At 43.2% G+C, this 23,429-nt stretch carries 22 protein-coding genes; 19 read left to right on the forward strand and 3 right to left on the reverse strand.

Translation table 11 applies throughout. From position 1 onward, the window contains the following. The coding region (locus tag KFT32_RS09230) for a hypothetical protein (protein WP_211746902.1) at positions 1 to 253 on the reverse strand (253 nt) is incomplete at its 3' end. Positions 254 to 315: 62 nt separating this feature from the next. Between KFT32_RS09230 and KFT32_RS09235 the strand changes: the two genes are divergently transcribed. The 3 genes from KFT32_RS09235 to KFT32_RS27670 all read left to right on the forward strand — a co-directional run bounded on the left by KFT32_RS09235 (position 316) and on the right by KFT32_RS27670 (position 1,702). Then, the gene (locus tag KFT32_RS09235) at positions 316 to 453 is read left to right on the forward strand and encodes a hypothetical protein (protein WP_211746903.1); all 138 of its coding nucleotides are present in this window, start codon (positions 316 to 318) and stop codon (positions 451 to 453) included. 19 nt (positions 454 to 472) lie between these two features. After that, positions 473 to 988 (forward strand): hypothetical protein, encoded by a 516-nt coding sequence (locus KFT32_RS09240; RefSeq protein WP_211746904.1) that lies wholly within the window; start codon positions 473 to 475, stop codon positions 986 to 988. A gap of 414 nt (positions 989 to 1,402) precedes the next feature. After that, positions 1,403 to 1,702, forward strand: coding sequence for a DUF975 family protein (locus KFT32_RS27670; RefSeq protein ID WP_481856322.1), 300 nt, complete (start codon positions 1,403 to 1,405; stop codon positions 1,700 to 1,702). Between the two features lie 78 nt (positions 1,703 to 1,780). Here KFT32_RS27670 and KFT32_RS09250 read toward each other — a convergent pair whose 3' ends face one another. Continuing rightward, positions 1,781 to 2,824 carry a serine hydrolase domain-containing protein gene (locus KFT32_RS09250; RefSeq protein WP_211746906.1) on the reverse strand — a complete coding sequence of 348 codons (1,044 nt, stop codon included), beginning with the start codon at positions 2,822 to 2,824 and terminating at the stop codon, positions 1,781 to 1,783. Between the two features lie 229 nt (positions 2,825 to 3,053). On the opposite strand from KFT32_RS09250, the gene KFT32_RS09255 reads away from it, so the two are divergent. The 4 genes from KFT32_RS09255 to KFT32_RS09270 all read left to right on the forward strand — a co-directional run bounded on the left by KFT32_RS09255 (position 3,054) and on the right by KFT32_RS09270 (position 9,185). Continuing rightward, entirely contained in the window at positions 3,054 to 3,926 is an 873-nt protein-coding gene (locus KFT32_RS09255; protein ID WP_249435777.1) for a polysaccharide deacetylase family protein, read from the forward strand. A gap of 24 nt (positions 3,927 to 3,950) precedes the next feature. Further along, positions 3,951 to 4,628: a YkyA family protein gene (locus tag KFT32_RS09260; protein ID WP_211746907.1), complete on the forward strand. Its 678-nt coding sequence runs from the start codon at positions 3,951 to 3,953 to the stop codon at positions 4,626 to 4,628. 183 nt (positions 4,629 to 4,811) lie between these two features. Beyond that, positions 4,812 to 5,693 carry a radical SAM/SPASM domain-containing protein gene (locus tag KFT32_RS09265; RefSeq protein WP_211746908.1) on the forward strand — a complete coding sequence of 294 codons (882 nt, stop codon included), beginning with the start codon at positions 4,812 to 4,814 and terminating at the stop codon, positions 5,691 to 5,693. 174 nt (positions 5,694 to 5,867) lie between these two features. Beyond that, entirely contained in the window at positions 5,868 to 9,185 is a 3,318-nt protein-coding gene (locus KFT32_RS09270; protein ID WP_211746909.1) for a DEAD/DEAH box helicase, read from the forward strand. A gap of 89 nt (positions 9,186 to 9,274) precedes the next feature. On the opposite strand, the gene KFT32_RS09275 is transcribed toward KFT32_RS09270, so the two are convergent. Then, positions 9,275 to 9,517, reverse strand: coding sequence for a DUF896 domain-containing protein (locus KFT32_RS09275; RefSeq protein ID WP_211746910.1), 243 nt, complete (start codon positions 9,515 to 9,517; stop codon positions 9,275 to 9,277). Between the two features lie 300 nt (positions 9,518 to 9,817). Here KFT32_RS09275 and desA point away from each other — a divergent pair, with 300 nt between their 5' ends. The 12 genes from desA (at position 9,818) to melA (ending at position 23,262) form a co-directional block, all read left to right on the forward strand. Beyond that, positions 9,818 to 10,885 (forward strand): Delta(5) desaturase DesA, encoded by a 1,068-nt coding sequence (gene desA / locus KFT32_RS09280; protein ID WP_211746911.1) that lies wholly within the window; start codon positions 9,818 to 9,820, stop codon positions 10,883 to 10,885. Positions 10,886 to 11,010: 125 nt separating this feature from the next. Next, the gene (locus KFT32_RS09285) at positions 11,011 to 12,132 is read left to right on the forward strand and encodes a sensor histidine kinase (RefSeq protein WP_211747066.1); all 1,122 of its coding nucleotides are present in this window, start codon (positions 11,011 to 11,013) and stop codon (positions 12,130 to 12,132) included. A 16-nt stretch (positions 12,133 to 12,148) separates the two neighbouring features. After that, entirely contained in the window at positions 12,149 to 12,748 is a 600-nt protein-coding gene (locus KFT32_RS09290) for a response regulator transcription factor (RefSeq protein WP_211746912.1), read from the forward strand. 128 nt (positions 12,749 to 12,876) lie between these two features. Continuing rightward, positions 12,877 to 13,626, forward strand: coding sequence for a methionine ABC transporter ATP-binding protein (locus KFT32_RS09295; RefSeq protein WP_211746913.1), 750 nt, complete (start codon positions 12,877 to 12,879; stop codon positions 13,624 to 13,626). Continuing rightward, positions 13,626 to 14,297 (forward strand): methionine ABC transporter permease, encoded by a 672-nt coding sequence (locus tag KFT32_RS09300; RefSeq protein WP_211746914.1) that lies wholly within the window; start codon positions 13,626 to 13,628, stop codon positions 14,295 to 14,297. Before KFT32_RS09295 ends, KFT32_RS09300 begins: the two co-directional genes overlap by 1 nt. Positions 14,298 to 14,367: 70 nt before the next feature. Further along, on the forward strand, positions 14,368 to 15,207 hold the full coding sequence (locus KFT32_RS09305; RefSeq protein ID WP_211747067.1) for a MetQ/NlpA family ABC transporter substrate-binding protein: 840 nt from the start codon (positions 14,368 to 14,370) through the stop codon (positions 15,205 to 15,207). A 329-nt stretch (positions 15,208 to 15,536) separates the two neighbouring features. Further along, on the forward strand, positions 15,537 to 17,441 hold the full coding sequence (locus tag KFT32_RS09310; RefSeq protein ID WP_211746915.1) for a PAS domain S-box protein: 1,905 nt from the start codon (positions 15,537 to 15,539) through the stop codon (positions 17,439 to 17,441). Positions 17,442 to 17,461: 20 nt separating this feature from the next. Further along, positions 17,462 to 18,355, forward strand: coding sequence for an AraC family transcriptional regulator (locus KFT32_RS09315; RefSeq protein WP_211746916.1), 894 nt, complete (start codon positions 17,462 to 17,464; stop codon positions 18,353 to 18,355). Positions 18,356 to 18,703: 348 nt separating this feature from the next. Next, on the forward strand, positions 18,704 to 19,315 hold the full coding sequence (locus tag KFT32_RS09320) for an ECF transporter S component (RefSeq protein WP_481856319.1): 612 nt from the start codon (positions 18,704 to 18,706) through the stop codon (positions 19,313 to 19,315). Further along, entirely contained in the window at positions 19,315 to 20,799 is a 1,485-nt protein-coding gene (locus tag KFT32_RS09325; protein ID WP_211746918.1) for an ABC transporter ATP-binding protein, read from the forward strand. Before KFT32_RS09320 ends, KFT32_RS09325 begins: the two co-directional genes overlap by 1 nt. After that, on the forward strand, positions 20,790 to 21,584 hold the full coding sequence (locus KFT32_RS09330; protein ID WP_211746919.1) for an energy-coupling factor transporter transmembrane component T family protein: 795 nt from the start codon (positions 20,790 to 20,792) through the stop codon (positions 21,582 to 21,584). The genes KFT32_RS09325 and KFT32_RS09330 overlap by 10 nt, the downstream gene beginning before the upstream one ends. A gap of 172 nt (positions 21,585 to 21,756) precedes the next feature. Next, entirely contained in the window at positions 21,757 to 23,262 is a 1,506-nt protein-coding gene (gene melA / locus KFT32_RS09335; protein ID WP_211746920.1) for an alpha-glucosidase/alpha-galactosidase, read from the forward strand. Positions 23,263 to 23,429: the final 167 nt, after the last annotated feature.

Below are 23,429 nucleotides of genomic sequence, written 5' to 3' on the forward strand. Positions count from 1 at the left end.
GATCGGAACATCCATCCGCACACGAAGCGCTGCTCTGCCGACGTTCCCCTGCACCTGCGAGTATCAGGGTTCTAAGAGGTTTTTGTCGGCAATCAGGCGAAGGAAGCGGAATGGATGTGAAGAAGCGAAGCGTTCGTATTTTTCTTTTCCAAGAAGTGATAGGAGTGAGAACACTCAGAGGAAAGGAAAAGGAAACGACGATCGGAACATCCATCCGCACACGAAGCGCTACTCTGCCGACGTTCCCCTGCACCTGCGAGTATCAGGGTTCTAAGAGGTTTTTGACGGCAATCAGGCGAAGGAAGCGGAATGGATGTGAAGAAGCGAAGCGTTCGTATTTTTCTTTTCCAAGAAGCGATAGGAGTGAGAACACTCAGAGGAAAGGAAAAGGAAACGACGATCGGAACATCCATCCGCACACGAAGTGCTACTCTGCCGTCAACTGCATCTTAGCAAATGAAAGGAGCAATTTATGTTTGACCCCACTGTTTTTGACAACCTGAAGGTTGCCCTTGAAAATGAACTGTATGATATGGACAATTTGGATCATAGCGTACGCATCACAGGTAGAGTAGATCGGATAGAACTCGCAGTGATGTCACGAATGTTCCGTATTCAGTTTCAGTTGCCTGAACTTGACTCGATCACTACTGAAATTGAGCTGGAAGCATCACTGCAAGAACTTGCCTCAGAGATTTTAGAACAACAAGGTGCGCAACCAGGTTGCATACTGAGAATCCGATACCAAATGCCGATTCAGCATGTGGAAGAAGAGTGTTCGCAGATCCAGCAGGTGATAGAGGAAATCTGGCCTGCACAGACCCTTACTCAGACAATCAGTTATGTATACGATAAAGAGAAGATGTCGACATTGCTAAATACGATTGAAATTACATTTCCACGTAAAATTAACGAAGAACAAATGAATGATCTTCCTGAACTCGTTCAATTTGTTGTGCATACCGCCCAGCGGTTGGGATCGGCATAAAGTAAGTAGGTTTGGTTCCCCGAGCTGATTAACCGTGCTATAATCAAGTTTTGACAGGAGGAATGATGTAATAAATGGGCATTATGAATATGAAGCGACGTTCACTTGATGCGTTGCGAGGAAAATGGGGGAAAGTCATATTACTGACGATCCTGATTTCCATTCTTACGATGTATATTCCACTAGCGATGGATATTCGCAGCAGTGGGGGATTTGAACTGTGGATGAAAATGGATGAGACTTCATCTGGTTCTCTTTTCAGTTTTGTACTGGAAATTGTACTGATTCCGTTTTATGCAAGCGTGTTATGGTTCTATCTCGGCCTTGTACGGAAAGAAGATAAGCGAATTCGAGATATTTTCAATATACAAAGATGGTGCGATGACGTTAAAACTGATTTGGACGTATATTGTTATGTTTTTCTTTGTTTTTCTATGGTTCCTGTTGCTCATCATCCCAGGAATCATCAAGAGTCTCTCTTATGCACAGACCACTTATGTATTAAGAGATCACCCAGAGTATACAGCAACCCAGGCCATTACAGAGAGCAGAAGGTTGATGGATGGATACAAGTGGAAGTATTTTCTCTTCCTTCTTAGCTTTATTGGTTGGTTCTTGTTAACGGCCGTTTCTTTTGGGCTTGCTTGGTTTTTTGTAGGACCTTATTTCTCTGCTGCACAAGCCGTGTTTTATGATGAATTGAAGGAGCAATAGACTTCTTCAGAGCAACTCCTAAGACTTTTTCAAAATAAAGAGGCTGGCGCCTTAAGGAAAGCAGGTTTTCTTAAAGCGTCAGCTTTTTTTGGTTCCATATTTTGCAGCCTGCAGAAGCTCCATCCCGATGGAAGTTGGATTAAGACGAATTCTAGGGTTACGAATATTCGATAAAATGACTACCCCAAACGCATGATCTGGGTTAAAACCAATAAAACTGCGATAACCATGGGTTCCGCCACTGTGATAGTAATGCCGTTCCTCTACATTTTGATGCCATCCTAATCCTACTCTAAAGTTATTCTTTTTTTGGAAATGGTTTTTTTGGGTAATAGAGTAAATATCAAAAATTTCCCTGTTTGGGTGAACGCCCATATGTACAGATAAAAAAGTTAGCAAATCGCTGACCGTAGAACGGAGAGCTCCGGTCCCCGGAAAGTCTTTCAGCTGAATCGGCGGCGCTATACGGTGCCCTGTATATCCTGGAACCAGCCGAGTCTTTGCTTCTGGCGATAGATGAATAGACGTATCCGGCATTTCAAGCGGAATGGTTATCATGTCTTGTACGGCAAGCTCATAACTTGTCTGCATCTCCGTAGCGAGAATATGTCCTAGAAGACCGATCCCTGCGTTGGAGTAACGGTACGTCTTCCCTACTTTTTCCGCAGAGGCACGTCGTAGATAAAAAGCGGCTTCTGACAAACTGAATACGGAACATGAGTCACGGTTTTGATCATGATCCAGTAAGTTCGTGATTTCTTTCCAGATTTGTTTTCCTGGAAGACCGGAAGTATGCGTCGCGAGATGCCGGAAAGTAACCGGCGAATCAGGAGGCAGAAGAGGGATATACTGTCCAAGGGAGTCATCGATGTCTAGGAAACCGTCATAATGCAGATGTGCAAGCAATGAGCTTGTGAATAGTTTTGTAATAGAGCCAATCTCATAAATGAGTTCACTGTAATTGGTAGTCGCATAAGGATGAATGTCTCCAATCCCATAGACTCGCCTTTCGTTTCCGTACACCGTGCCGATGACAAGTACGGATTCTTTATGTTTGTTATAATAGTTTTCGAGATTCCGATTAACCATACTTTGGATGATCTGTGACAGATACGGACTCACGATATATTTGCTCCTTTGGAAAAAGTTTGTATAGTTATTACGTTTATTTTATCTGAATTGTAACCTCGTTGTCATTCAACAGACATGTAATTCCTTTAATCTTATAACTGAGGTTATAAATAACCACAAATTACGACAATTCATCCCCCTGACAAGTGCAGATCGACATCAAATAATCGGGTGTTGAGTTGGGTAATGCGGTAATTAATTATGGAAAGAAGTGACAACATTGAGAAGACAACGAAAACAAAAACAACCCGTATTTCGGGGACGAAAAGCACGAAGAAGAATTCGATATGATCGAGTACTCATCGCCACTGTGATTTTGGCATTCTCGATTTTTCTAATATGGAAGATTGGAAGTTTTGCTATAGATCAGTTCTCACCAGTAGCAGAATCTCCGGTGGTTGTACAACAACCTAGTATGCTAGGGGGATTTACCGTTGTACCGATGGCGAAAAAAGAGCCCGTTCGGTTTAAGGGTAAAGTTCAAAAGGTTGCTTATCTTACTTTTGATGATGGTCCAAGTAAACACACAAATGACATACTTGACATCCTTAAACAAAATAAAGTGCAGGGCACCTTCTTTATGGTGGGAACTGAGATACATAAATATCCGGATGCAGTAAAACGAATCGTTGAAGAAGGCAGCTATCCGGGTATGCATACGATGACACATGAATATCATCATCTATATAAAAGTGGAGGTTCGGCTAACTTTTTGCAGGAAGTAAAGCAGGAGCAAAAGGTAATTCAAGAACTGACCGGATACAAGCCCTTTTTAGTTCGTGCTCCTTTTGGTAGTGCGCCTCAGATCGGGGAGAAGTTCAGAGGTGATATTGCAAAGGCACAATTTAAATTGTGGGACTGGACGACAGATTCCATGGATTGGGATTTGCCCGGCAATCCGAATCAGGTGATTGCTAATGTGAAACGAGACGTGAAAAAGGATGTGGAAGTGATTTTGTTCCACGAAAAAGAACAGACCGTAGAGGCACTACCTGAAATCATCAAGCACTTGAAAAAGAAAGGTTACAAGATTGAAGTATACAACCCTGAAAATCACGTCGTTATGAATTTTAAAAATGATTTACGTTTATAAACAGATACGGGAGGATTTTGTCTTATGTGGTCAAAAAGGAAGCTGGGTGCTGTGCTGATTGTATGCATGGTACTCCTTGCAGCCTGCAGTAAAGAGGATGCGGTTAGCACAATGAATACAATGGAAGATACGGTAAACACAGAGAATCAAATGCAGGAACATTTAAAGAAGTTAGCGGCTTTGGAAGGTAAAGACTTAGAACTGTATGAGCTGATTATGGAGCAAGGTAAAGATGCAAATGCCAAACTAGATGACTTGCTCACGGATGCATTGAAGCATGTTGATGATCGGAAGGAGCATCTCGAAGCAGCCAAACAAATCATGGACGCTGCTGAAGAGAAGAGCAAATTTTGGAGAACTTCGCTAGACTCCTATAGCAAAAGTGCAAAGGAAGAGACGTTGTATCAGAAGGCAGATCAGCTGTGGAAGGATTATGAAGCACGCCAGAAGACTTTCGGTGAATTCTATGAACGATATAATGAAAGTCTAATTATGGACAAAGAATTATATGTTCTCTTGGAAGAAAAGGACGGGGAAATCTCGCTAGACAAGCTAAAAAGCAAAGTAAGCGAACGTAATAAGGCTTTTGCGAATGCAAACAAGCTCAAACAACAATTTAATGAAGAAACCAAAGCTTTTAACAAAGACCATGAAAGTCTTGCGGTAGAAATGCAGCAGAACTTTTCCGGTGTAAATAACTGAGCATAGTAGAGTTAGACAGTTCACATGAATCCTGTGGCTGTCTTTTTTTTATATGAAAGAAGAACCTCAATATAGGGCTGCCGCATTTTTCTAGGTCGTGCCAAACGCAACTTCTACTGGTCGTATGGAGCTGGCTTCTTTATAATGATAGATACAATAGATGAAAGATTGGGGTACATTGGCTTGAAAACATTCAAGAAAGTTTATGTCGAAATCACAAGTATTTGTAATTTGGCTTGCAGCTTCTGTCCGCAGACGAGCCGGCAAGCAAAGTTTATGGATTTAAATACATTTGATAACATACTCGATCAGATCAGACCGCATACGAATCATATTTATTTACATGTTAAAGGGGAACCACTGCTGCATCCAAAGCTCGATCAACTTCTGGATGCAGCTGATGCGAAAGGCTTCAAAGTCAATATGACAACGAACGGTACGCTGATTGAGAAGGCCAAACATCGCATACTAGGGAAGCCTGCTGTGAGACAAATGAACTTTTCGCTGCACAGTTTTGATGGTCATGAGGGAAGCGAGAATCGCGAAGGATATCTGCATAGTATCATTGAATTTGTACGGGAAGCAGTGAAACAGGATATTATCGTATCTTTCCGACTTTGGAACCTCACACAGGATAATATGACAAACCTGCAAAAACAGCGCAATCGTGAAACACTTGAAGTACTGGAACGCGAATTTGGACTCGATTTTAAAATAGAAGAGAAAGTAACGCCGGGAAGCGGTGTGAAAATCGCGAAAAATATTTACTTGAATCAAGATCATGAATTCGAGTGGCCAAGCCTCGCTGCCGAAGAAGATGATGGAAAAGGATTTTGTCATGGGCTGCGTACACAGGCAGGTGTACTTGTAGATGGAACAGTCATTCCTTGTTGTCTTGATGGAGAAGGTGTCATTAACCTTGGTAATATTAATGCGACGCCTTTTTCCGAAATTGTGGAGAGCGAACGTGCGAATGATCTGTTCTATGGATTCTCTCGCCGTGAAGCAGTGGAAGAACTGTGCCGTAAATGCGGATATCGTAAACGATTTGGTGCAGGTGCGTAGGTAGTACCCATATTATATTGCTGTCTTACCTAAAGAAGGCGTCCACAAGGACGCTTTTTCTAATATGTGAATAACTGGGATTTACCTTTAAGTTTAGATATGGAGACATGCATCTGGTATTATAGCAGTTACATGATGTTATCGGCTGAGCATAAGGAAAGGAAAATTTGTTGAATGAATATAATGCTGAATCGAAGAAAAATAAAACTGCTGTGTGGTTCCCATTTCTATGAACAAGGAGAACATGCTTATTATTCAGGCAACGTAGGAATTACATTGTCTGATGCAGGTAAGGGTCAGTTTCGGGCTGTAGTCAAAGATGGGACGAAGAACAGGTATGATGTCGAAGTGAATCTAGAAACAAGTGGAGACGTCTCAGCTAGTTGTACCTGTCCTGATTTTCCTGTACAAGATTATTATTGCAAACATATTGCTGCTGCACTGATTCAGATCATTCATTTGCAGGAGGAGGGCACTGTAGAAGTTCGTTCTTACCCATCCTTGCTGCACAAGCCTGATCTTGAAATTCCAGATGGTTACATGACGCCAAGGTATCAGCGTGCACGTACCTCTGAACAAGCAGAGAAAGAGCGGGCAGAAGATATCCTTTCTTTATTTAGCAAAGGTTCACGCATCTCTGTAGAAGCTGCAAGTACGATCTTGGAGACAAGAGAGAGGCTCTCTGTTCAATTTACAGTAAGATCGATTCCTTATGGATATCACAAGCAAATGCTCGGGCTAGAGATCAAAATAGGCCCGAAGCGTCTATATATTGTACAGCAGGTGAAGCAGTTTTTGAGTCGTCTTGCTCGCAAAGAATCCCACGTATTTTCCAAACATTTTACGTATGATCCGGAAGTTCATTGTTTTCGTTCTCAAGATTACGCGGTATTGGCTGAACTGATTCATCTGGAACGGCAGGAAGAAATGTATCTAGAGTCACTGGGTGGATATCCGGGCATGGGACGAGCCAAAAACCAGGATCGGATGCTGCTCATACCGCCACTGGCTTGGGAGAAAATTGCTCCATTACTTTCGGAAGCAGCGGATGTTCATGTACAACAGGAGGATGAAATATATAGCAGTTTTACGCTGCCCAATCGGACACTCCCCTTGGATTTTGAATTTTCGAAACATTCGGAGAATAGTGGATTTCAGCTTGAAATACCGGGTCTTCAGAATATGCTCATTTTGAAAGAGTATTCTTTAGTGTTACATGACGGTATTTTTTATAAGGTTCCAGAGGAATCAGCGCATCATTTAGCAGGTCTGAAGGACAAGTTGTTGTCTAGCAGAGCACCTGTTCTGGGGATTACTGCGGAACAGATGGGTCCTTATATGGAGAAAGTTGTGCCCGGGCTTATGCGTCTTGGGCGCGTACATCTGACAGAAGAGATATCGAGCCAGATGGTGCAAGTCCCCCTTAAGGCGAGACTTTATTTGGACCGTGTCAGGGACAAACTGCTGGCTGGGCTTGAATTCCAATATGGTGATGTCGTTATCAATCCATTAGAGGAGAAGGAGCGGCTGCCACTGGGACGAATAATGATCCGTGACAAAGCGCAGGAAGAACAGATCATACGATTAATGGAGAATAGTGGGTTTGCAAGAACAGAAGCAGGATATTATTTGGAAAATGAGGATGCTGAATTTGATTTTCTGTTTTACACAATGCCACAGCTGGAGCAACTCGTTGAAGTACTTGCCACTTCTGCGGTGAAGATTCGGATTCTAACCTCGCCTGTGGTTCCACTCATTCGTGCCCATTGGGATGAAAGAACAGATTGGCTTGAATTCACATTCGATATCAAAGGAATACCGGATGACGAGATCAAAGAGGTACTTACGAGCGTAGAGGCGAGGCGCAAATATCACCGTTTGCAGAATGGCGCTTTGCTGCCTCTATCAAGTTCAAAGTTTCAGGAGATGGTAAAACTCATTAATGAGATGGGTTTTCGCAAGGGAGATTTAAGCAGGGGTGAAGGGAAGCTTCCTACCCACCGAGGTTTATCGCTAATGGATAAACAATCCGAACAACTTGAAATAAGTGAAGCTCTTCAGCAGTTCCTTGTAGATCTTGCACATCCAGAGAAAATGGAGTTTCCTGTACCTTCCTCATTACATGCGGAACTGAGGGATTATCAGAAAACAGGATATCGATGGATGAAGATGCTGGCTTCCTACCGATTTGGCGGGATTTTGGCTGATGATATGGGACTTGGGAAAACCCTTCAAAGCATTACATTTATTCTGTCGGAAATTCCGGTTATGCGCGAGCATAAAATGCCGGCACTCATCGTCTCTCCAGCATCGCTTGTTTATAACTGGCACAATGAGCTTAAGAAATTTGCTCCTGAACTTCGGACTGTTATTGCAGATGGAAGTAAAGGAGAGCGAGGGGAAGCCATTAGCCAAATGGACGAGGTGGATGTCGTCATTACCTCCTATCCCTTGCTTAGAAGAGATAGTGATCTCTATGCAAAACAGCAGTTTCATATCCTCATTCTGGATGAAGCACAGGCGTTTAAGAATCATTCAACCCAGACTGCACAATCGGTCAAACAGATCTCGGCGAGACATCGTTTTGCACTTACAGGTACGCCGATTGAGAACAGTCAGGAAGAGCTGTGGTCTATCTATGATGCAGTATTCCCAGAACTGTTTGCTGGAAGAAAAGCTTTTCAGGAGTTGTCTAGAGAATCGATTGCGAAACGAATCCGGCCTTTTCTACTCCGCCGTGTAAAATCAGACGTGCTGCAAGAACTGCCGGATAAAATCGAGTCTCTGCAAGTTTCCGAACTTTTGCCAGAGCAGAAAAAGCTGTATATTGCTTATCTTGCCAAACTACGTCAAGAAACAGTCAAGCACTTGAATGAAGAGGGCTTTCAGAAGAACCGGATCAAGATTTTAGCAGGACTAACCAGACTGAGACAGCTCTGCTGTCATCCTGGTTTGTTTGTGGAAGGTTATACAGGTAGTTCTGCCAAGTTTGAGCAGCTTATGGAATTGATTGAAGAGAGTCGAAGTGCAGGGAAGCGAATTTTGTTGTTCTCTCAGTTTACCGAAATGCTTGGGATTATCGGAAGAGAGCTTGGACTTCAAGGCATGCCTTTCTTCTATCTTGATGGCCAGACGCCGGGCCAAGAACGAGTGGAACTGTGCGAGAGATTCAATGAAGGAGAAAGAGACTTGTTCCTGATCTCGCTAAAAGCAGGAGGTACAGGACTTAATCTGACCGGAGCGGATACCGTCATCTTGTATGATTTGTGGTGGAATCCGGCAGTCGAAGATCAAGCTGCAAGCAGAGCCCACCGGATGGGGCAAAAGAACGTAGTTCAAGTCATTCGTCTTGTGACCCAAGGAACGGTGGAAGACAAAATGTATGAACTTCAGCAGCGTAAGAAAAATCTGATTGAAGAGATTATTCAGCCTGGGCAGGAAGCTATTTCACCGCTCAGTGAACATGAGATTCGGGAAATTCTTGCTATCTAGCGTGAAACGAAAAAAAAGGACAGGAACATGGCATGCTGCCATGTTCCTGTCCTTTTATTGATCAATGACGAAATATATCTGTCTGTGCCTTAGTTTAGCTTAGATTTATTTTGCTGCTGCTCAATTTTGAGCTTCTCCGGTGTAACGTCTTCACCATTGGGATCAACAATTGTAAGCCCGGAAATGGTGGAAAGCACTTGTCCCCGAATGGCTTGCAAATATTCTTTACGCAGGACTTGCTGTTCAGCAAGCTCTTCCTGAGTTAAGCCTTCTTTCTTTTGTTTGCGGCTCAGTTCGTTAATTCTATTGATTGAAGGAATCGTCACTCTCATCTACCTTCCTTTCGTATAACCAGATGTATATGACAGTTTACTGCAAGTATCAGTAATATGCAACCTAATGAATACAAAATAGGCTTTTTACATTTGTATCGTATCCATATGTAGTAGTTATCCCGTCAAATGGTTATAGGAAAATGCAGTTACAGAGTATGACATATGTCATACTCTGTAACTGACGTTTATGACTTACAGGCATGACGTTTTCTTTGTACAATGAGGATATCATATGCGTGGACCCGGTCAGCTGAGAACGAAATGGACTGCGGTGATACGCGTGAAGGAGAACATGCCATGTCTGCATCCTTTAAATCTCAACTGAAAAAAGAAGTGGCCCCTTATGAGAAAACAGAGTTGAAAGCAAGTATTATTCAAATGATAAATACACTTGTACCTCTTTTCTTACTTTGGTATCTGGCCTATGAAAGCTTGTCGGTATCTTACTTTATAACATTGCCCTTAACTCTGATTGCCTCCGGATTTGTCATTCGTACGTTTATTATTTTTCATGATTGCTGTCATGGTTCCTTCTTTAAGAGTCGTAAGGCCAACGATATTGTTGGAACACTCACAGGTGTTATTTCCCTTACGCCTTACATGCAGTGGAAATATAGTCATTCCATGCATCATGCAACCAGCGGTAATCTAGATAAGCGAGGAATTGGCGACATCTGGATGATGACAACGGATGAATATAAATCATCAACTTGGCTTACAAAATTATATTACCGGTTATATCGTAATCCCATTGTGTTATTTGGGATCGGTCCGATTGCCGTATTTTTACTTCAATATCGCTTTAATCGTAAAGGTGCAAAACGCAAGGAACGCCTGAATACGTATTTGACGAATGGGCTAATTGTAGCGGTATATGCGCTAATGTGTCTTGTAGTAGGTTGGGAAGCATTTTTGCTGATTCAACTCCCGATTTTTTACTTTGCAAGCATGCTGGGGATTTGGCTGTTTTATGTACAACATACGTTTGAAGATTCTTACTTCGAGAATGAAGAAGATTGGTCGTATATTCAGGCAGCTGTAGAGGGAAGCTCTTACTACAAGCTACCCAAAGTACTGCAGTGGATTACCGGGAATATTGGTTTTCACCATGTGCATCACTTAAGCCCGCGAGTACCGAACTATTATTTGGAGGAAGCACATAATGCAACACCTCCTTTGCATAAGGCTACAACGATTACGGTGGCAACGAGTCTGAAAGCTATGCGGTTTCGGCTCTGGGATGAGGAGAGCAAGCAGTTTGTAACCTTTAGAGGATATAAGAAAGTACTTCAGAAAAAAAAGCTGGAGCTGGAACAATCGGAGCCACGCAAAGATAAGGTTTCTGCATCTGCTCCTGCCAGCTAAAGTACATGATATGATACAATGTTTAACAAGCTAGAATGTGAGAAATGACTATGGATGATTTGAATCTGTAGTCTTTTTTTTCTGGTTAGATTAATAATAGAAGCGGGAGTGTGTTTGTGGACAGTATGCATCGATGGCAGGACGTTTTCCGCAAGAATACGGGACTTAATCCGTATGTATGGCTCGTGTGTTTCATACTGCCGTTTTACTTCATTATCGGTTATTCATCCAAAGGGTATGTTGTATTTGGCGTTTTGATGATTATCGTGTTTTTTGCTTCCAATCTGCTTGGACTCGTGATGAAGGGCTGGCCGGTATATATCTGGTATGGTGTTCAAATGGCGATTTCTATTTTAATGGCGCTCATTTTCGGGTTTGTTTATTTTTCTTTGTTTCTTGCATTTTTTATCGGGACGATCCAAAACAAAGCCGGATTCATTACTTTATATACCATTCATTTGGTCAGTACCTTCGCCACGATTAATTATAGCTTAGCTTCAGTAAATCTGATTGTGATTAAACAGCTTCCCTTTGTACTGGTTAGTATGATCGCTGTTATTCTATTGCCTGTCAGCACATATAACAAGAATAAACAGGATGCGCTGCAAGGGCAGCTTGAGGATGCGAATAAACGGATATCCGAACTGGTCAAACTGGAAGAACGGCAACGAATTGCAAGGGATCTGCATGATACACTAGGACAAAAGCTGTCTCTCATCGGTCTTAAGAGTGAACTTGCTAGCAAGATGGTGAACAGAAATCCAGGGCGAGCTCAAGAAGAGATGAAGGATGTTACCTTAACCGCAAGAACTGCTCTCAAGGAAGTGCGGGAGATGGTTACCCAGATGAGAGGCACAAGGCTTGAAGATGAGCTGTTTCGCATACGGCAAATTCTCAAAGTTGCGGATATCAAGCTGCTCATAGAAGGTGAAGAAAATCTTACGGGCATATCTCTGATGGCAGAGAACGTGCTGGGTATGTGCCTGAAAGAAGCTGTTACGAATGTAATTAAACATAGTGAAGCCAGCACATGCGAGATCGCAATTGAGCCGGATCACACAGAACTCGTCATTACAGTGAAAGATAATGGAAAAGGGATGGGGGACATGCCAGGACGGATTCGTGGAAACGGACTTCAGGGAATGAAGGAACGTCTGGAATTTGTGAACGGCAGTCTGCTCATCACTTCGATAGAAGGTACCGAGCTGCGTATTGCGGTGCCTCGTGCAGTACAGCGTCAAATGTGAAGGGAGTTGTAATCATATGATACGTATTGTTATTGCTGAAGATCAGCGAATGCTACTGGGTGCTCTTGCCTCATTGCTTGATCTGGAAGAAGACATGGAAGTGATCGGAAGAGCGAATAACGGGGAAGATGCAGTAAATCTAGTTCAAGAGCATAAGCCAGATATTTGTATCATGGATATTGAAATGCCAATTAAAAGCGGACTGGATGCTGCGGAAGAGATGAAAGGTGAAGAGGTAAAGATTATTATCTTAACTACTTTCGCACGCAGCGGCTATTTTGAACGAGCACTCAAGGCCGGAGTTAGTGGTTATTTACTAAAGGATAGTCCGATAGAAGAATTAGCTCAAACGATCCGCAGTGTAATGTCAGGAAGAAGGATCTATGCAGCTGAACTTGTGGATGAAGGATATGGTGAGAAAAATCCGCTGACGGAACGGGAAAAGGCCGTTTTGGAACTCATTGCCGATGGCAAAAATACAAAAGAAATTTCTAGTGAGTTATATATTACGACAGGGACGGTACGAAATTACGTATCCGTTATTTTAGACAAGCTTGGTGTAGGAAATCGAATCGAAGCAATTAAACATTTTAAGGAAAAAGGCTGGTTTAGATAAGAAAATAATTCGCTAACAAAATTGGATTAAAAATACATCTGATTTTGTTATGAAAATATAGAGCCAAATCCCTATCGATATGGTATGATTTAAAAGTGTGAAATGTCAGTGTTGGAGGAGGAAGAGAATTGATATCGCTAGACCATGTCAGCAAGAGTTTTGGATCCGAGAAGCATGGACGGCGACTGACGGTAGTAGATGGTGTTTCGCTGCATATAGAACAGGGAAGTATTCATGGCATCATTGGGGCAAGTGGTGCCGGGAAGTCGACACTGCTACGCATGATTAATTTGCTGGAACGGCCGGATCAAGGTCAGGTTTATATAGGTGGACAGGAACTCACTGGGATGAGAGAGCGGGAGCTTCGGGAAGCAAGAAGAAAGATCGGAATGATTTTTCAACATTTTAACCTGATCGCGAATCGAACCGTTGAGGGAAATGTGGCAATCCCGCTGGAGCTTGCGGGAGTCAAGAAAGAAGAACGTTCCGCTCGTGTTCGTGAATATTTGCAGTTTGTTGGCCTTGAAGACAAAGCAAAGCAGTATCCTGCAGAGCTTAGTGGAGGACAAAAACAACGTGTCGCCATAGCAAGAGCGCTTGCGAATGAACCGCAGGTGCTGCTCTGTGATGAACCGACTTCTGCGCTTGATCCTAAGACCACTTCTGGTGTGCTGGAGGTGCTTAGGCACGTTAACGAAGCAATGAAAATTACGATCGTGATTGTGACGCACGAAGTGCCTGTGGTCGAAAAATTGTGTAATGCCGTTTCCTTTATGGATGCCGGGAAGATCGTGCGGACTCTGCCAATTACAGAAGGGGCATTGCCTCCTGATATGCTCGCCTGGTATGAGGAACAGGAAGCGGGTGATGACGATTGATGAATTTTTACGAGACGTATGTGGCCAAGTATGAGAGTGAGATGTGGGAAGCCATAGGACAAACCTTTTTTATGGTCGGTCTTTCTCTTGCCGCTGCTATCCTGATTGGTCTCCCTCTGGGTACGCTTCTGTATCTGACACGCAAAGGTCAGAGGTATGAGAATCGAGTTTTGTTTGCCATACTGGATGTTGTAGTCAACATCGTCCGTTCATTCCCGTTCCTGCTGCTGGTTGTCTTTATGATTCCTTTAACACGCATGATCGTTGGGACGGCACTAGGGACTGTTGCTGCGTCTATTCCGTTATCGGTCGTAGCTATTGCAACATACTCTAGACTCGCTGAGCAGTCTTTACTTGAAGTTCCTCGAGGAGTGGTCGAAGCGGCTTCCTCCATGGGAGCAACACTTTTTCAATTTATTTATAAATTTCTGTATGTCGAGGCAAGATCCGGCTTGGTACGAGGTTTAACCATGTCCACGATCAGCTTCATTTCTTACTCTACCGTTGTAGGTGTTGTGGGTGGAGGCGGAATTGGTGATTTTGCCATCAGGTATGGATATCAACGGTATGAAACAGAACTCATGGTGTTTACGATTGCCATAATGATTATTCTGGTTCAGCTCATTCAGTTTGGCGGGAATCTGTTGGCTCGTAAATTGGATAAGCGTTGATAGGTTAATACATTCGAATATGAAGAAGAAGGGATTTAACACAGCTATGAAAAAGACAACAATGAATTTCATGACAAAATGGACAGGACTCGCCTTAATGGCACTCCTGATGTTAACTCTTGCAGCTTGTAATGCAGACAGCAACGATGCAAAGAAAGGGGATGAAGGTGCAGCACCGAAAGAGGGAGAAACGCAGACCCTGAAGGTAGCTAGTAACTTACCTGCAATGATTGATATGATGGAAGCCGTGAAACCGCAGCTTGAAAAAGAGGGCATTACGCTTGAAATCGTAAATGTATCTGATAATATCCAGCCAAATGAGGCACTCAAAAATAAAGAAGTGGATGCAAACTTCTTCCAGCATCAAGTGTTCATGCAACAATACAACGATAATAATGAAGGTAACCTGACCATGGTTACGCTAATTTATCATATCATCTATGGTGGCTACTCCAAGAAATATGACAGCATTGAAAAATTGCCGGATGGAGCCACAATTGCGATCCCGAATGATCCAGCCAACATTGGACGCTCCCTTGCGATGTTCGCCGAAAACGGAATGATTAAACTTAAGGATGGCGTAGGTACCAATGCGCTTCAGTCTGACATCACCGATAATCCGAAGAATTACAAATTCCAAGAAGTGGATCTTCTAATGCTTGCTCGTGCTTATGATGATGTAGATATGGTAACATTGTACCCTGCATATGCTTCACCGCTTGGCCTGACGCCAAATGAGGATGCCATCGTGAAGGAAGCATTGAATGAGAAGTTCGCTATCTCTCTGGTTGCTCGGGAGGATAACAAAGACTCCGAAGCGATTCAGAAACTGGCTGCTGCACTGACTAGTGACGAAGCTAGAAAGTTCATTGAAGAGAACCATCCGGATACGATGATTCCTGCCTTTTAAATAATAGTGATTTCGTATTAAAATAAGCTGCCTAAGGATTTGCTTAAGCAGCTTATTTTTTGTTTTTACATACTAGAACGTTGAGAATGGGGATAAGGTGGTTCCGTGAACGGAGCGACTTTGGCTTTGTCTGGACCTCTACTTCAGAGCATATCTTCGTCCAGACAAAACAAGTGGAGCGAAGAGCGCGGAAGCACCGTTTCCACAGTTAATTGCGTTTTCAACACATTTTGAAAGACATATTGGTTATTCAGTTATTTTTTCCTAAAACAACCCGTCCACAAGACTTCATCCAAGTTGTATAATATTCGATGTGAGGAGGTGCTGAGATGAGCAACCTGGAACGATTGGATGACATGAATTTAGTAGAACATATATTTACTCAAGCACCCGTTGGGGTTGCTTTTGTTTCCCTAGAAGGGAAATGGATCAAAGTGAATCCTGCAGCCTGCCAAATCATAGGATTTAGTGAGGAAGAGCTGATGACGCTCCCTGCAATGGACTATATATTATCAGAATCCATTCCATTATCTGAACTTGCAGAACATATGTCGTCAGGCTTTGAGAATGAAAAACAATATTTACATAGAAACGGAAATGTCGTCTGGGCATGTGTTCACGTTTCTCTTTATTATGATAAACATGTGGGGGAACCCTCCTATTACATTGTCCACATTATTGATATTACGACGAGTAAGGTTGCGGAGCTAAAACTATTAGAGAGTGTGGAAAGGTATACTTCGCTCAAAAAATATAATCATGATGCGATTATTTCCTTCGGATTGGATGGGAAAATCATTAATGGAAATCAGATGGCAGAACGTCTTACAGGATACGAGATCCCTGAATTAATCGGCACTCGAATCTCTCGTATTGTAGGGGAGGAATCCATTGCAAATTTATCACTCGTAGATCACGATTATACGTCGATTGAGCGCGATATTAAATCGGTTCGTCATAAGGAGGGGCATTCGGTCGAAGTACTTGCTACACTTGCCCCTATTATTATTCATAACCATAAAGTTGGGTTTTATCTCATCGTCAAAGACATGACAGAGGAGAAGCGGCTTATCATAGAAAAGGAAGATGCAGAGAGGACGAATAAAGCAAAAAGTGATTTTCTGGCCATGATGAGTCATGAAATACGTACTCCCATGAATGGAGTCATTGGAATGACAGACTTACTTTTGGATATGGACCTAAATGCTGAGCAAATGCAATATGCCTCCATTATTAAACAAAGCGGAGAGGCTTTGCTGACGATTATTAATGATATTCTTGATTTCTCCAAAGTGGAGTCTGGGAAAATGGAGCTCTCTATTGAGCCATTTGAATTACAGTCTATTATATCTGATGTATTTCAAATGAATGCACCCAGGGCAAAAAATAAAGATTTACAGATGGAGACGTATATTGACCCCGAAATTCCGGACAAATTGCTTGGAGACGGGAATAAGCTCCGGCAAGTATTAATCAATTTGCTTAGTAATGCAATCAAGTTTACACAGAAGGGCTCAATCTCATTATCTGCAAAAAAAGTAGAGCAACTCCATGATCGGGTGTGTCTAGAATTTGAAGTACTGGATACGGGAATAGGCATCCCTGATAGTAAAGCAGGGGGACTCTTTGAACCTTTTTATCAAGTTGATCATTACATGACAAGACAAATCGAGGGTACGGGGCTAGGCTTAGCAATCAGCAAGAAAATGGTCGAACTGATGGGTGGAGAAATCAGATATGAGCCTAGAAGGGATGAAAATGGCTCGCGTTTCGTGTTTAGGACAAACTTTACACTACAGTCTAATCTCGAGCTAAAGGAAGATCAGCAAGTGAATCAATGCTGTGATAAACCAGATCATTTACTACGTATTCTTGTAGTGGAAGATAATGAGGTCAATCAGTTGGTATTGGTCAAAATGATGAATAAATTAGGATACACGCCGGCCGTTGTTTCAGATGGGAAAAAAGCAATAAAAGCATGTTTGGAAGATACCTATGATCTTGTGTTCATGGATATCCAAATGCCTATTATGGACGGTGTTGAAGCGACGCGCCAAATTCGTGAACAACTGTCAGACAAGTGTCCGTACATCATTGCTGTGACCGCTCATGCGATAAAAGGGGATAGGGAAAAATACCTGTCTATGGGCATGGATGAATATATAAGTAAGCCATTAAGTATGCATTTGATCTCCGAGACAATAGAGAAGTTCAAATCACTCCGATTCACTTAAAGTGCAGGAGGAAATTACACATGTCAGGTAGTTTTTTCTGCAATAACCCGCCGGATGGTTCGTGGAATCCTTATTTTTATGCCTATTATTATAAGCAGTGGAAAGACTATAAAATGGCCTACCATGAACATTGCTGGACCGAAATTATGTACGTTATTCAGGGGATATGTACCATAGATGTGCTGTGCAGGAATGGACAAAACGAGCTTGTTACCCTGCGGAAAGGTGAATTTATCATATTGGATGCAGATGTTCCTCATAGACTGATTGTAGAGCAAGATACGGCCTGCAGAATGCTTAATGTGGAATTTGGCTTCATCGATGAAGATCATTCGTTTGATGCATCGATGAAGCAATTGCTTGCAGAAGAAAAAGCATTGTCCGATTTTGTGACTTCCCCTTTCGAATATCTCGTTTTATCTGATCCGGAAGAGGTCTATTATGTACTCAAAAGTTTGGTGCTCGAACTTGATCGGCAACCCGTTGGGCATAAAAATACGATGATGAACCTGTTGTTTTTACAGTTATTTGCAAGAATCGCAAGGCTTCGGGAAGAAGTGGAGATGATGAGGGAGCCGAGCGCAGAAGGGTATGTAAAACGTTGTATTCTCTATATGCACCAGAACTATGATCGTAATATTCAAATTAAGGATTTGGCCGAAGCAGTTCGTCTTCATCCTGGTTATTTGCAGCGTATCTTCAAGACGAACACCTCTCAGACACTGACAGAGTACCTAACCGGAATCCGAATGGAAAAAGCAAAAATGCTGCTTCAGCAAACGGCTATTCCCATTCATGAATTATGTGATTATGTAGGTGTCAGCAGCAGTCAGTATTTTCATACCCTGTTTAAAAAACATACGGGCTTGACCCCTAGCACCTACCGGGAGCAGACGGAACGAAGATCGTGGTAGTCTCTAAAAACAATTGCCAATAATGTACATTTATTGTACATTGTAACTAACTTAAAAGCGTGAACGGGAGCTTGATGAAGTCAGGCTGAGAGGGTGGCCCTATGCCACTGACCGTGGATCTGATCTGGGTAATGCCAGCGTAGAGAGCGAATATCTAGTATCGTTTAGAACAAAGTGTTGGGCAGGGAATACAGCTGCAGCGTATGTATCCGTCTTGTATGAACGGAAGATATGCGGGGAGCTGCGACACCAGATGCCGCTTTGTTTTTTAGGTGCGAACCAAGATACGTCCTTAGCTGGCCTGCCCGAATTGGGGAGGCTTTTTTTTAATTCTAAGGAGGAATGTACATGTTACAGACAAGAGGTGGGTCTTCAAAATCAGGGCGCAAAGGACTTACGTTAACGGATATCCTGGTTACGATTGTCATTGCGGTTGTATTCGGGATTATCTATAAAATATGGGGACCTACTTACGATCTGGTCAAACCATTTGGTCTTCATGCGGAACAGACGATTTACGGGATGTGGTTCATGGCAGGAACCTTTGCTTTTCTCGTCGTTCGTAAACCCGGGGCTGCTCTTCTCTCGGAGATTGCGGCTTCCACGGTAAGTGCGTTTCTTGGAAGTGAATGGGGAATATCTACGCTCATTTATGGAGCCGTTCAAGGTCTTGGCGCCGAGGTTATCTTTGCGCTCTTCCTATATCGGAAGGTGAATGTGTGGATTACCTGTCTTGCCGCAATTGGCTCGGCAGCAGGTTCTTTAGTCCTTGATTTTGGTTATGGTTATATCGAATCCTTGCAAACCTGGAGTTACGCTCTTCTCATTGGGCTAAGACTTGCAGGAAGTATTGTAATCGCGGGTATTGTTGCTTATTCGCTGTATAAGGCTCTTGAAATAACAGGGGTAACCAAATCACTGAGAAGGTCAACAAAAGAAGATATGGAGGCACTTCATTAATGCCTCCTCAAGTGAAGTCAGTGGAACCGCAAGAAGGATACACCTACTCCATCGATAGGCCAGTAGAAGTAGCAGTTGCTGGCCTTCGCCTGAAGTTTCCCGGAGAACCTCAGATCTGGTTTAGGAATCTCTCACTTACTATAACCAAAGGAGAGAAGGTATTACTTCTTGGTGCAAGTGGGAGCGGGAAATCTACATTGCTCCAAGTGTTAAGTGGACTCATTCCCCATTCGATTGATGTCCCAATGAAGGTAGATGAATCGACGATTCCTCCTCATGCAGGCATCGTTTTTCAAGATCCAGACACTCAGTTTTGTATGCCATACGTAGATGAGGAACTTGCTTTTGTTCTCGAAAATCGTCAGGTTCCTAGGGATGAAATGCAAGCCCAAATAAAAGAGCTCTTGTCTCTCGTCGGACTTGAGTTAACCGATGTACATACATCAGTTCAAGCACTCTCCCAAGGGATGAAGCAACGCCTTGCGATCGCTTCCGTACTGGCTATGGAACCAGAGGTGCTTTTTTTGGATGAGCCGACGGCATTGCTGGACGAACAAGGGACACTAGAAGTATGGGACACGATTCGTCAGGTAGCTAGAGAGCGTACAGTTATTATCGTGGAGCATAAAATTGATCACATTCTGGGTTTCGTAGATCGCATTGTTGTTTTGTCTTCAGAAGGGGAGGTGATTGCGGATGGTGACGCTGTAGAGGTGTTTGTTCAGCAACAGCGAACACTTGCGGATTATGGGATCTGGTATCCTGGGGTCTGGAATGAACATTCTCTTCCTCCACGACAGCCTCTGCCTTCCTCTTGTGAGCATCAACCAGAGCCAGAACCGATTCTCTTGCTTCAAGATGTGACGATTCAGCGCGGCGGCCAGTCTATTATTCAGGCAGAAGAATTGAAGGTGCTCCCAGGTGATTTTATCGGGATAATGGGACCGAATGGTGCTGGGAAGAGCTCACTCTTGCTTGGATTAATGAAATTGCTCCCGATAACAGGGACTTATTTGATTAACGGTGTGCATCCCCGGAATACGAAACAAGCAGCAGAACAAATCGCCTTTGTATTTCAGAATCCTGAATTTCAGTTTGTCACCCACTCGGTCTGGAATGAGGTCGAATACTCGCTATTGTTTGAGCCGCTGACTCGAGAGCAACGATCTGTACGAGTAGAAGAATTACTTCGAAGATTTCATTTGCATGGACTTGAAGACAGACATCCTTATGAACTATCCCTTGGGCAAAAAAGAAGACTTAGTGTTGCTTCAGCTATCGTCCGCAAACAACCCATTTTGTTATTAGATGAGCCAACGTTTGGGCAGGACGCCAGAAATACATTTGCCATGCTGGATGAGCTCGAACGTCTGCGGAGTGAAGGTACAGCCATTGTTATGGTAACTCATGATAAGGAGATATCAGCTAGGTATTGTACTTCGGTCTGGAAAGCGGCGGAGGGGAGAGTCACCACTTGCAACTAAATATTCCTTATCAAGAAACTTGGCTACACCGGGTTAACCCTGGATGTAAACTCGTTATTTTTACTTCGATGTTTCTCGTGGTCATTTTGATCCATAACCTAAATAGCATGATGTATCTAACGATGGCTATGATGTTACTGCTGTTCGGTACTGGGCATCCTCCGCTACGCTTACTTCTGTACGCCTCTCCTTTTATTCTAGTGTTTATATCAACGTCGACAGGAATGATGTTGTTCGGAAAAGGGGAAACCACTTGGTGGAAGTATGGAATTATCCATATCACAGAAGAGAGTTTCTTGCGTGGAGTACATCTTGGTTGCAGAGCGCTATCAATGGCCGCACTCGGGCTGTTATTTGGACTGACGACTCGGCCTGTGCGGCTCTTCTACTCGCTGATGCAGCAGTGGAGACTTCCTCCCAAATATGCTTACAGTTTTCTTGCTGCGATGAACTTGATCCCCATTCTAATTTACGAATTTCAGACGCTTCGGCATGCTTTGATGATTCGGGGAGCAGGCCATCAAAGATCGAAATGGAACGTGTATGCGCTCCTTAAACAGTATGCAATTCCGCTGCTTGCCCAAAGTATTCGAAAGGCACAGCGGATTGCTGTAGCCATGGAAGCGAAGGGATTTCAAAGTGAAAATAAGCGAACTTTTTTTTACCAAATTGGATATTCGCATCGTGATCTTTGGTTTGCTATTTATTTTATAGCGGCCGTTTCTGGAGCACTTTTATTAGGTAGTACTTTTCCTATTGTAGTGCATGCCGTAGATGTGAGATAGAGGAGAGTAAAGTGGGGATTTCAAATAAAAGTGAGGATTTTATAATAAGTTAGTAAAAAGAAGTCATGATATTGGTAACGCTTCCTTCCTTATGATTGCTACAATATTTTCATACCAATCGTAACTTTCCTGAATAGGGGAGGTTTCAAAAATGGAAGGTGGCTGATCTTTTATGTCATGTAAGGTAGCTTTTATTGGGGCAGGAAGTATTGGGTTTACGCGGGGATTACTACGAGACTTGCTAACGGTACCGGAGTTCAGTAGTATCGATATTTCGTTTACAGATATTAGTCAACATAATCTGGATATGGTAACGGAGTTATGTCAACGAGACATAACGGAGAATGGACTTGGTATACAAATTCATTCGACAACAGATCGGCGTGAGGCATTGAGAGATGCGAAATATGTCATTTCTACGATTCGTGTCGGCGGTCTGGAAGCTTTTGCGAGCGATGTCGATATTCCTCTAAAATATGGTGTCGATCAGTGTGTAGGAGATACGCTTAGTGCAGGCGGAATCATGTATGGCCAGCGCGGTATCGCTGAGATGATGGAGATCTGTAAAGATATTCGTGAAGTATGTGCAGAGGACGTGCTGCTGCTGAATTACTCCAACCCCATGGCTATGCTTACTTGGGCATGTAATCAATATGGCGGTGTTCGTACCATTGGTTTGTGCCATGGCGTACAGCATGGGCATCATCAGATTGCAGAAGTGTATGGGCTTGATATGAAAGAGGTAGACATCGTATGTGCGGGAATTAATCATCAAACTTGGTATATCAAAGCAAGTCACGAAGGAAAGGACCTTACAGCTGGACTGCTCGAAGCCTTCCTCAAGCATCCGGAATATAGCCGCACGGAGAAAGTTCGAATAGATATGTTACGCAGATTTGGATACTACAGTACGGAATCTAACGGACATCTGAGTGAGTATGTACCTTGGTACCGCAAACGTCCGGAGGAAATCAAAGACTGGATTGATCTTGGCAGCTGGATTAACGGGGAAACGGGTGGATATCTTCGGGTGTGTACCGAAGGGCGGAACTGGTTTGAGACTGATTTTCCGAATTGGATGAAGGAAGAACCGAATCGTTTCACAGCGGATAAACGTGGCCAGGAGCATGGTTCCTATATCATTGAGAGTTTAGAGACGGGCAGGGTCTACCGTGGACATTTCAATGTTATTAATAATGGAGTCATATCCAATCTACCGGACGACGCGGTAATAGAAGCTCCAGGGTACGTAGATCGTAATGGTATTTCCATGCCACATGTAGGTCCACTTCCGCTTGGACCTGCCGCTGTATGTAATGTGAGCATCTCGGTACAACGACTCGCGGTGGAGGCAGCTATTCATGGAGACGATCAGCTGCTTCGTCAGGCTTTTATGATGGATCCTTTAGTGGGCGCTGTATGTAATCCGAATGAAATATGGCAGATGGTGGATGAGATGCTTGTTGCAGGGGAACGGTGGCTTCCGCAGTATAGGAATGCCGTCTCTGAAGCGAAGGAGAGAATGGCATCAGACAGCTGGATTCCGGTCCAAGCGTACGAGGGAGCAGCCAGACTGAAAGTGAAGACAGTAGAGGAAATGAAGCAGGACCGGGAAGCGGCGTCGAAGAATGCTGGAGAGTCCGATAAGGGCAAAGACCGAGACAAAGTAGGACAATAAACAAGAAGGTTACTCATCTCTATAAGCAAGACAGAGAAGTGATGCGTTAAAGTAACAATGGATATTTTAGGAAATGTAAAATTGCAAAAAGCATCTGTCAATTACGTTGACGGATGCTTTTTTTACTCAAGTGAACTTTTTCTCTTCAGAAGTGACTTTCTTTTTTC

Source organism: Paenibacillus sp. Marseille-Q4541 (assembly GCF_018310695.1).
In the GTDB taxonomy this organism is placed as follows: domain Bacteria; phylum Bacillota; class Bacilli; order Paenibacillales; family Paenibacillaceae; genus Paenibacillus.

Excerpts from the sequence above, each read along its gene's own strand:
- KFT32_RS27670 (WP_481856322.1), top strand. The coding sequence starts at position 1,403 with ATGTTTTTCTTTGTTTTTCTATGGTTCCTGTTGCTCATCATCCCAGGA.
- KFT32_RS09320 (WP_481856319.1), top strand. The coding sequence starts at position 18,704 with ATGTTACAGACAAGAGGTGGGTCTTCAAAATCAGGGCGCAAAGGACTT.
- KFT32_RS09285 (WP_211747066.1), top strand. The coding sequence starts at position 11,011 with ATGCATCGATGGCAGGACGTTTTCCGCAAGAATACGGGACTTAATCCG.
- KFT32_RS09310 (WP_211746915.1), top strand. The coding sequence starts at position 15,537 with ATGAGCAACCTGGAACGATTGGATGACATGAATTTAGTAGAACATATA.
- KFT32_RS09275 (WP_211746910.1), bottom strand. The coding sequence starts at position 9,517 with ATGAGAGTGACGATTCCTTCAATCAATAGAATTAACGAACTGAGCCGC.
- KFT32_RS09315 (WP_211746916.1), top strand. The coding sequence starts at position 17,462 with ATGTCAGGTAGTTTTTTCTGCAATAACCCGCCGGATGGTTCGTGGAAT.
- KFT32_RS09300 (WP_211746914.1), top strand. The coding sequence starts at position 13,626 with ATGAATTTTTACGAGACGTATGTGGCCAAGTATGAGAGTGAGATGTGG.
- KFT32_RS09325 (WP_211746918.1), top strand. The coding sequence starts at position 19,315 with ATGCCTCCTCAAGTGAAGTCAGTGGAACCGCAAGAAGGATACACCTAC.
- KFT32_RS09270 (WP_211746909.1), top strand. The coding sequence starts at position 5,868 with ATGAATATAATGCTGAATCGAAGAAAAATAAAACTGCTGTGTGGTTCC.
- melA (WP_211746920.1), top strand. The coding sequence starts at position 21,757 with ATGTCATGTAAGGTAGCTTTTATTGGGGCAGGAAGTATTGGGTTTACG.
- KFT32_RS09240 (WP_211746904.1), top strand. The coding sequence starts at position 473 with ATGTTTGACCCCACTGTTTTTGACAACCTGAAGGTTGCCCTTGAAAAT.
- KFT32_RS09260 (WP_211746907.1), top strand. The coding sequence starts at position 3,951 with ATGTGGTCAAAAAGGAAGCTGGGTGCTGTGCTGATTGTATGCATGGTA.
- KFT32_RS09290 (WP_211746912.1), top strand. The coding sequence starts at position 12,149 with ATGATACGTATTGTTATTGCTGAAGATCAGCGAATGCTACTGGGTGCT.
- desA (WP_211746911.1), top strand. The coding sequence starts at position 9,818 with ATGTCTGCATCCTTTAAATCTCAACTGAAAAAAGAAGTGGCCCCTTAT.
- KFT32_RS09305 (WP_211747067.1), top strand. The coding sequence starts at position 14,368 with ATGACAAAATGGACAGGACTCGCCTTAATGGCACTCCTGATGTTAACT.